The sequence below is a fragment of the Citrobacter sp. EC_71 genome (assembly GCF_019584005.1).
In the GTDB taxonomy this organism is placed as follows: domain Bacteria; phylum Pseudomonadota; class Gammaproteobacteria; order Enterobacterales; family Enterobacteriaceae; genus Citrobacter; species Citrobacter werkmanii.
Genome location: NZ_VDAY01000033.1, coordinates 19,614 through 27,843 on the forward strand (window position 1 = coordinate 19,614; position 8,230 = coordinate 27,843).

Sequence of the window (8,230 nt, forward strand, 5' to 3'; positions counted from 1 at the left end):
GCTAGCGATGATTTCCCTCTCCCCGCAGCGAGGAGAGGGATAAACGTTATCAGAAGTGCGTGTTCACGCTCATGAACCACGTCCGGCCCGGTTCGTTATAGGTGTATGCGCCTGCGCCCGCCATATAGTCGCCAGTTTTGATATCACTGGTGGTTTGGGCATTACCTTCACGCCACAGACGTTTGTCGAAGACGTTATCCACGCCGCCGGTCAGGCTGACGTTTTTCGTCACATCCCAGGTCGCGCTCAGACCGACGATGCTGTACGGGCTGACTTCACTCGCCGAACTGCCGGTAACCGGTTTGCCCTGGTAATCATATTTTTTCGGCTGCTGTTTGCCGTACCAGGTAAAGGTTGATTGCAGTGACAAATCTTCGCGTGCCTGCCAGCTCAGCGTTGAGTTCAGCGTGTACTCAGGAATAATCGACAGGCGTTCGCCGGTCTCTTTATTCTTACTTTGCAGCATGTAAGTGATGTTGTTGGTCCAGGTAACGGTTTCGCTAACCGGCACGTTCAACGTCCCTTCCAGACCCTCAACCACCGCTTTAGGCACATTTTCCCACTGATAGATATCGGTGTAGGTTGTTGTTTCTTTGCCCGTAGTCGGGTTTTTCTGGGTAATTGACGTTCTGCTTAGCGGTGCGGTTCCCGCTTCGATCTTGTTGCGGTAATCGTTACGGAACCAGGTAACGCCTGCAAGCCAGCCGTCGCGTTTGAACTCCAGACCAATCTCTTTGTTGATGCTGGTTTCAGCTTTCAGGTCATCGTTACCCATCATATAGCAGCCAATACCGGTGGCAGAACCGGTGGCGTAGCAACCCTGGCCTTTGCTGTACAGAATATAATTCGGGTTAGTCTGGTACAGGCTAGGTGCTTTATAGGCGCGCGCGATGCCCATTTTCAGCGTAAAGTCGTCGCCCAGCCCCTGAGACAGGTTCAGCGACGGGCTCCAGTTATCGCCCACAATGCTGTGGTGATCGAAACGCAGACCCGGCGTCAGCATGGTGCTGTCGGTCAGTTCCATGTTGTTTTCAGCAAACAGAGAGAAAATTTCAGCTTGTGAATACGGGCTACGATCTGTACTGCTGGCACCAGGTATGTTCCCCCCCATAAACGTCTGGGTATTGGAACTCATGTCTTTCATACGCTGCTGATTCCACTCGGTACCCAGCGTCAGGTTCTGATTAACCAACAGGTCGAATGGAATGCTAATTTCGCTGTGTAGAGTGACATCCGCCAGGTCAGTGTCAGTAAAATGATTACTGTTAAATAATCCTTCAAGACCTCCTGCCAGACCTTCACCTAAGCGAGAGTTGCGGGTGTGTTCGTACTGCGCCCAGTTGCTGGTGGTAATGCCGCTGTCCCAACCGCCGTTCCACGTCAGCGCATAGTTCTGGCGGTACATACGGTTAGTTTCTTTACCGTAGTATTTTTTTACCAGCCCATTGGTTTTGTTATCGTTGTTGGTGTTCTGAGTGTCGCCAGCATACAGATTGCCCTGGCGGCTGTAGCCTGCTTCAAACTCCAGCGATTGCATCGGAGCAAAATCCCAACGCAGCTGGCCGTTGATATCTTTGTTTTTTACCCCTTCACGACCGGCTGGCATCGTATCGGCGTATGACCCTGTACGAGCCGACTGGTGACCGTCGTTGATGTCCCATGCGTCGGCCTGAGTTTTATCGAGATTACCGTACAGACGGAAGCTGAAATCCCCGCCCAATGGGCCGTTCAGGCTAAAGTTGGTACGTTTGGTCGAGCCTTCGTCTTTGTGTTCCGGGGCATTGAAATAGGTATCCCACGAACCGTGCCATTCATTGCTGCCTTTTTTGGTGATGATATTCACCACGCCGCCCGCAGCACCATTGCCGTAACGTGCGGCGGCAGGACCACGCAGCACTTCAATACGCTCGATCATCTCCGGTGGCACCCAGGCTGTATCGCCGCGGGTATCACGCTCGCCGCGCCAGCCCTGACGCACGGAGTTACGGCTGGTCACCGGTTTACCGTCGATCAGAATCAGGGTGTTTTCTGGACCCATACCACGAATATCAATCTGACGGTTGTTACCGCGCTGGCCGCTGGTTGAGTTACCAGTCAGGTTAACGCCAGGCATGGTACGGATGATTTCCGCCACATCGCGGGCGGGAGGATTTTTACGGATTTCATCCGCGGTGATGGTTGAAACACCCGGCGCCTGCAGGTTCTGCTGAGCGGCGGTAACGACGATGGTGTCTTCATGAGAGACAGCGGCGTTTTCAGTTTGATCTTCTGCCATTGCTGGCAGTGCTACCCCGTAAATCCCTAAATTGACCAATAAGGCCAGTGAATGAATCTTGTTGTTCATTGTATGTCCTGCTGTTCTTTTAGCCACGAGAACCCATGTGCCGTGGTGCGGCATTTGGTCTGATGTCGCCCGCATCCGCGTAAACCCTCCATTCCAGAAAAAGTACGCAGCGCCAGGTCGGTTTATAAGTGGTGAAAAACTGTGCGCGCTTCCCACAGCGCGACAATACGCTATTGCAAATGCAAATAGTTATCAATAATATTATCAATATATTTCACGCTGAATCATAAAAATTCACAATAAACATGGGGTTATGGCGGTGACGACGTTAAAGACGGGAAGCGAAGCGTGGTGGCAGTCGAAAAAAGGCCCGGAGTGGGAGCGTGAAGAGAACGGAAATTATCGGGTAACCTTCTGGTGGCGTGACCCGCAGGGAACGGAAAAAGAGTCAGCCATTCGTCGTGTGTGGGTCTATATCACCGGCGTCACCGACCACCATCAAAATGTCCCCCCTCAGTCGATGCAACGTATTAGCGGTACAAATGTTTGGTACTGGAGTGTTTCCCTCAGCGCCCACTGGCGCGGTAGCTACTGTTTCATTCCCACCGCTCGGGACGATATTTTTTCCGCGCTGACGGCGGGTGAAGCGCCTGACCGAACTGTGTTGCGTGAAGGCTGGCGACAATTGTTACCGCAGGCGATTGCCGATCCTCTTAATCCTCAGAGCTGGCGGGGAGGTCGTGGCCATGCGGTGTCTGCGCTGGAAATGCCAGACACTCCCGTACAGCCTGGATGGGATCAGCCTGAAGATCCCGATTGCCCCGCAGTTTGCCTGCAATGGCACAGCACCAGGCTTGGGAATACGCGTCGCGTATGGGTATTTACCACCGGTGACGCCCGACCAGAAGCGCGTCCGCTGGCTATCCTGCTGGACGGTCAGTTTTGGGCACAAAGTATGCCGGTCTGGCCTGCACTGGCTGCGCTCACGCACCGCGGAGATCTCCCACCCGCCGTATATCTTCTGATTGACGCGATCGACACATCTCATCGTAGTTGCGAACTGCCGTGTAACGCCGATTTTTGGTTGGCGGTACAGCAGGAGCTATTGCCGCTGGTAAAGACGACCACTGCGTTCAGTGACGATCCGCAGCGCACGGTGGTCGCCGGACAAAGTTTTGGCGGGTTGTCTGCGCTGTATGCGGGACTGAACTGGCCCGCGCGCTTCGGCTGTGTGCTTAGCCAGTCCGGTTCTTACTGGTGGCCGCATCGCGGCGGTCATCAGGATGGGGCGATTGTTGAGCAACTGAAGAGCGGGCAGGTCAGCGTTCAGGGACTGCGTATCGTTCTGGAGGCCGGGATCCGCGAGCCGATAATTTTTCGTGCCAATCAGGCGCTATATGCCCAATTACCCTCTGCACCACAATCTATTTTCTGGCGTCAGGTTGATGGCGGACACGATGCGCTTTGCTGGCGCGGCGGCCTGATGCAAGGGCTAATGACGCTCTGGCAGCCGCTTTCCGAGACGATTTAACCGGACGATGTTCCACGACAGGAGTTGAGTATGGAATTCAGTAACCCCTTCGATAATCCGCAGGGCCAGTTTTACATTCTGCAAAACCCACAGCGTCAGTTTAGCCTCTGGCCGCAGCAGTGCTCCCTTCCTGCTGGCTGGCAAGTCGCGTGCGAACCGCAATCGCCGGAAGCCTGCCAGCAATGGCTGGACGCAAACTGGACCACCCTGACGCCAGCAAACTACGTTGATGTGCAGGAGGCTCCATGACTCAGCGTTTACCGTTAGTCGCGGCTCAGCCGGGGATCTGGATGGCGGAAAAACTCTCCACCTTGCCCTCGGCATGGAGCGTTGCGCACTATGTAGAATTAACCGGTGAACTGAACGCGCCGTTGCTGGCAAAGGCAATCGTTGCCGGTCTGGATCAGGCTGATACTCTGCGGATGCGGTTTAGCGAAGATAACGGCGAGGTCTGGCAATGGGTCGATCCTACGCTCACTTTTGCGCAACCTGAAATCCTCGATCTACGTGAAAATGCCAACCCACATGAAGTAGCCCGCGCACTGATGCAGGCCGATCTGCAACAGGACTTACGCGCTGATGGCGCTAAACCGTTGGTTTTCCATCAGCTCATTCAGGTGGGAGATAAACGTTGGTACTGGTATCAGCGTTATCATCATCTGCTGGTTGATGGCTTCAGTTTCCCGGCCATTACCCGCCAGATAGCCGCCATTTACAGCGCATGGCAGTGTGGACAATCCACGGCAGACTCACCTTTTACGCCATTCGCCGAGGTCGTGGAAGAGTACCAACAGTATCGTCAAAGCGATGCCTGGCAACGTGATGGTGCTTACTGGACCGAGCAACGCAAGCAACTACCGCCCCCGGCCTCGTTGTCGGACAAACCGTTGCCGGGTCGTTCGGCCAGTGCCGATATTATTCGTCTGAAGCTAACCGCGCCAGAAGGAGCGTTCCGTCAGCTTGCGGCACGGATGCCTGACGTTCAGCGAGCAGATCTTGCCCTGGCGCTGGTGGCTTTGTGGCTGGGACGTTTATGCAGCCGAATGGATTATGCCGCCGGGTTTATCTTTATGCGGCGTATGGGATCGGCGGCGCTCACGTCCACCGGACCGGTTTTAAACGTTTTGCCCTTTGGCGTGAGGTTGGATGCGGCAGAAAGCTTGCCTGCGCTGGCCCAGCGGTTGGCAGCGCAGTTGAAGAAAATGCGGCGACATCAGCGTTATGACGCTGAACAAATTGTTCGCGATAGCGGGCGCGCAGCTGGTGCCGAGCCGCTGTTCGGCCCGGTGCTGAACGTGAAAATATTCGATTATCAGCTGAATATTCCGGGCGTTCAGGCGCAGACCCATACCCTGGCGACAGGCCCGGTCAACGATCTTGAGCTGGCGCTATTCCCGGATGAAAACGGTGGGCTGAGTATTGAAATCCTCGCCAATAAACAGCGTTACGATGCCGCGACGCTGGCGCAACACGCATCGCGTTTAACCGCGCTTATCGAACAGTTTGCCGACAATCCGGCGCTACGCTGTGGTGAGGCCGGGATGCTGTTGCCAGCGGAGTATGAGCGGCTGGCGAAGATTAACGACACGACGGTGGAGATCCCGTCCACTACGCTGAGCGCGCTGGTGGCACAGCAGGCCGATAAAACGCCGGATGCCCCGGCGCTGGCCGATGCTCGCTATCAGTTAAGCTATCGCGAAATGCGCCAGCAGGTTGTGGCGCTGGCGCAGCTACTGCGTGCGCGTGGCGTACAGCCAGGTGACAGCGTTGCGGTAGCATTACCGCGTTCCGTGTTCCTGACGCTGGCGCTGCACGGTATTGTTGAAGCCGGCGCCGCCTGGCTACCATTGGATACCGGATACCCGGACGATCGCCTGCGGATGATGCTCGAAGACGCGAAGCCAAAATTGTTGATCGCAACCGATGAGCAACTGGCGCGCTTTGGCGATATCCCAGGACTGGAAAGCCTGTGCTACAACGCGCCGCTGCCTGTGGGAGATACCGCGCCGTTGGCCCTCTCTCAACCTAATCATACGGCCTATATTATTTTTACTTCCGGTTCTACCGGCAGACCAAAAGGGGTGATGGTCGGGCAAACGGCCATCGTCAACCGCCTGCTGTGGATGCAAAATCACTATCCGCTAACGGCAGAGGATGTGGTGGCGCAAAAAACGCCGTGCAGTTTTGATGTCTCGGTGTGGGAATTTTTCTGGCCGTTTATAGCCGGCGCAAAATTGGTGATGGCGGAACCTGAGGCACACCGCGACCCGCTGGCGATGCAGCAATTCTTCGCCCAATACGGGGTGACGACCACTCACTTTGTCCCTTCCATGCTGGCTGCTTTTATTGCGTCATTGACGCCGGAAACTGCGCAGGAAAGTTGTGCCTCGCTGAAGCGGGTATTCTGCAGCGGCGAAGCCTTGCCAGCAGATTTGTGTCGTGAGTGGGAACAGTTGACCCATGCGCCATTGCACAATTTATACGGACCAACCGAAGCGGCGGTCGATGTGAGCTGGTATCCGGCCTGGGGGGAAGCGCTCGCCGCCGTAACCGGCAACAGCGTGCCGATTGGTTATCCGGTATGGAACACCGGTTTGCGGATCCTTGATGCCATGATGCGTCCGGTGCCCTTCGGCGTAGCGGGCGATCTATACCTGACGGGGATCCAACTGGCGCAGGGCTATCTGGGACGAGCGGATCTGACGGCAAGCCGCTTTATCGCCGATCCGTTTAATGCCGGTGAACGCATGTACCGTACCGGGGATGTGGCCCGCTGGCTGGAAAATGGCGCGGTGGAATATCTCGGGCGCAGCGATGACCAGCTCAAAATTCGCGGACAGCGTATTGAACTGGGGGAAATTGATCGAGTGATGCAGCAACTGCCCGATGTCGAGCATGCTGTTGCCCATGCCTGCGTATTTAATCAGGCGGCGGCGACCGGCGGCGATGCGCGTCAACTGGTGGGGTATCTGGTGTCGCAATCGGGTTTACCGCTGGACACCTCTGGATTGCGGGAGAGTCTGCGCGAAAAACTGCCAGCGCATATGGTGCCGACGGTATTGTTGCAACTGGCGGAGCTGCCGCTCAGCGCGAACGGTAAATTGGATCGTAAAGCGCTACCGATGCCTCAGTTAACGTCGCGTACAACGGGACGTGCGCCGCGCCCTGGGATCGAAACCACCATTGCGCACTCTTTTGCAGCCTTGCTGGATTGTGAGGTCAATGATGTGGAGGCAGATTTCTTTGCGCTGGGCGGACATTCTCTGCTGGCGATGAAGCTGGCGGCACAATTGAGTCGCCTGTTTGAACGACAGGTGACGCCAGGTCAGATTATGGTGGCTTCTACCGTTGAACAACTCAGCGCATTGCTGGAGAACCATGATGATGAACAGTCGCAGCGTCTGGGATTTGAGACGCTGCTGCCGCTGCGTGAAAGTCACGGCCCAACGCTGTTTTGCTTCCATCCGGCGTCGGGTTTTGCCTGGCAGTTTAGCGTGCTGTCGCGTTACCTCAGTCCACAGTGGTCGATAATAGGCATTCAGTCACCGCGACCGGATGGACCCATGCAAACGGCGGAAAACCTCGATGCGGTATGTGACCATCATCTGGCAACGCTGCTTAACCAGCAGTCTCACGGTCCATACTATTTATTAGGTTATTCGCTGGGTGGCACTTTGGCGCAGGGGATTGCCGCGCGTTTACTCGCCCGGGGTGAGAAAGTTGCCTTTCTGGGGCTGCTGGATACCTGGCCGCCGGAAACGCAAAATTGGCAGGAAAAAGAGGCTAATGGGTTGGATCCTGCCGTACTGGCGGAGATCGAGCGTGAACGTGAAGCGTTTCTGGCCGCACAGCAGGGCAATGCGTCTGACGCGTTATTCAACGCTATTGAAGGTAATTATGCCGATGCGGTTCGCCTGTTAACCACAGCCCACAGCGTACCTTTTGCGGGCCACGCGACGTTGTTTGTTGCTGAACGCACATTACCGCAGGACGTTAGCCCTGAACGTAGCTGGTCACCATGGATATCCAGTCTGGATGTTTATCGTCAGGACTGCGCGCATGTCGACATCATTTCCCCCACCGCCTTTGAGACGATAGGGCCTGTAATTAATGCGCTGATTAATCAATCTGTGTAACAAAGTCACTTTTGCTATTGCGGCGATCGAACAACCCCATAATGCAGCGTCATGTTGTGGGGTTGTTACTTTGATGTGGGATGGGTTGGCGAGGAGAGTGAATAAATTCCGAAGATAATTTTTGGTAGGGGTGGATGCGCAAAGAAAGTTTCAGATAATTCTGACTAAATAGCTGCGCGGAATAGTAGATCACTGAAAGGGAACTCAGCCCGGATTGTGCGATCTGATCAATCGCCAAACCAACCAAAATCACCAACCGGACTGAGCGATGCCGATCAT

5 protein-coding genes are annotated in these 8,230 nt (G+C 55.3%); 3 read left to right on the plus strand and 2 right to left on the minus strand.

The genetic code is table 11. The annotated features are described in order from the left end of the window. Window positions 1-49: 49 nt before the first annotated feature. Entirely contained in the window at window positions 50-2,344 is a 2,295-nt protein-coding gene (locus FHD02_RS22645; protein WP_042309884.1) for a TonB-dependent siderophore receptor, read from the minus strand. Between the two features lie 253 nt (window positions 2,345-2,597). Here FHD02_RS22645 and fes point away from each other — a divergent pair, with 253 nt between their 5' ends. From fes to entF, 3 genes are read left to right on the plus strand one after another with little or no spacing between them, the layout of a single operon-like run. Next, a complete protein-coding gene (gene fes, locus FHD02_RS22650; protein WP_220394331.1) occupies window positions 2,598-3,815 on the plus strand; it encodes an enterochelin esterase in 1,218 nt (405 codons plus the stop codon). Between the two features lie 30 nt (window positions 3,816-3,845). Then, entirely contained in the window at window positions 3,846-4,064 is a 219-nt protein-coding gene (locus tag FHD02_RS22655) for an MbtH family protein (protein ID WP_079225062.1), read from the plus strand. Beyond that, the gene (gene entF / locus FHD02_RS22660; RefSeq protein ID WP_220394332.1) at window positions 4,061-7,951 is read left to right on the plus strand and encodes an enterobactin non-ribosomal peptide synthetase EntF; all 3,891 of its coding nucleotides are present in this window, start codon (window positions 4,061-4,063) and stop codon (window positions 7,949-7,951) included. Before FHD02_RS22655 ends, entF begins: the two co-directional genes overlap by 4 nt. Window positions 7,952-8,000: 49 nt before the next feature. On the opposite strand, the gene FHD02_RS22665 is transcribed toward entF, so the two are convergent. Continuing rightward, window positions 8,001-8,230, minus strand: a 230-nt coding sequence (locus tag FHD02_RS22665) for a hypothetical protein (RefSeq protein ID WP_220394333.1), incomplete at its 5' end; no start/stop codon positions are given.

Bases quoted from the DNA above. Each gene is read 5' to 3' on its own strand.
- FHD02_RS22645 (WP_042309884.1), bottom strand. From the start codon at position 2,344: ATGAACAACAAGATTCATTCACTGGCCTTATTGGTCAATTTAGGGATT.
- fes (WP_220394331.1), top strand. From the start codon at position 2,598: ATGGCGGTGACGACGTTAAAGACGGGAAGCGAAGCGTGGTGGCAGTCG.
- FHD02_RS22655 (WP_079225062.1), top strand. From the start codon at position 3,846: ATGGAATTCAGTAACCCCTTCGATAATCCGCAGGGCCAGTTTTACATT.
- entF (WP_220394332.1), top strand. From the start codon at position 4,061: ATGACTCAGCGTTTACCGTTAGTCGCGGCTCAGCCGGGGATCTGGATG.